The organism is Gordonibacter pamelaeae 7-10-1-b, from assembly GCF_000210055.1.
GTDB classification, from domain to species: Bacteria; Actinomycetota; Coriobacteriia; order Coriobacteriales; family Eggerthellaceae; genus Gordonibacter; species Gordonibacter pamelaeae.
Genome location: NC_021021.1, coordinates 2,882,864 through 2,883,641, shown reverse-complemented (window position 1 = coordinate 2,883,641; position 778 = coordinate 2,882,864). Strand labels below are relative to the sequence as shown.

General features: G+C 71.6%; 1 protein-coding gene. It reads right to left on the bottom strand.

The genetic code is table 11. The annotated features are described in order from the left end of the window. Positions 1-778 (bottom strand): L-seryl-tRNA(Sec) selenium transferase (gene selA, locus GPA_RS13315; RefSeq protein ID WP_041240568.1); only part of this gene is annotated, 778 nt, incomplete at both ends.

Genomic DNA, 778 nt, shown 5'->3' with positions numbered 1-778 from the left:
AGCGCCCGCTCGGGGTCCAGGTACAGGCGCAGCGTGGCCTCGAGCGCGGCCAGCGTCATCTTGTCCAGGCGCATCGCGCGCGCGAGCGGGTTCTTCTTCAGGCGGCCGATAAGCTGCCTCGACCCCACCACAATGCCCGCCTGCGGCCCGCCGAGCAGCTTGTCGCCGGAGAACGACACCAGGTCGCATCCCCCGCGCAGCGACTCGGCCACGGTGGGTTCGGCATGCGCGCCGAAGCAGGCCAGGTTGATGAACGCGCCCGATCCCTGGTCCTCGTACACCAGCACGTCGCCCTCCGCGCCCGCGGCGCGCCGGCGCTCGTTCTCCGCGTCGGCCAGCGCGCGCAGCTCGCGCATGCCCACCTGCTCCGAGAAGCCGACGATGCGGTAGTTGGAAGGGTGCACCTTCAGCAGCATGGCCGTTTCGGGCGTGAGGGCCCGCTCGTAGTCGGCCGCGTGCGTCTTGTTCGTGGCGCCCACCTCTACCATGCGGGCGCGCGAGAACGCCATGATGTCGGGGATGCGGAACGACCCGCCTATCTCCACGAGCTCGCCGCGCGACACCACGGCCTCGCGCCCCTGGGCAAACTCGGCCAGCACCATGACCACGGCTGCCGCGTTGTTGTTCACGGCGATGGCGGCCTCGGCGCCGGTGAGCGCGCAGAGCAGGCCCTCCACGTGGTCGTGGCGGCTTCCGCGGGCCATCGCGTCCGTGTCGTACTCCAGCGTGGAGTAGCCCCGCGCCGCCTCCGTCACGGCGTGCACGGCCTCGTCGGCCA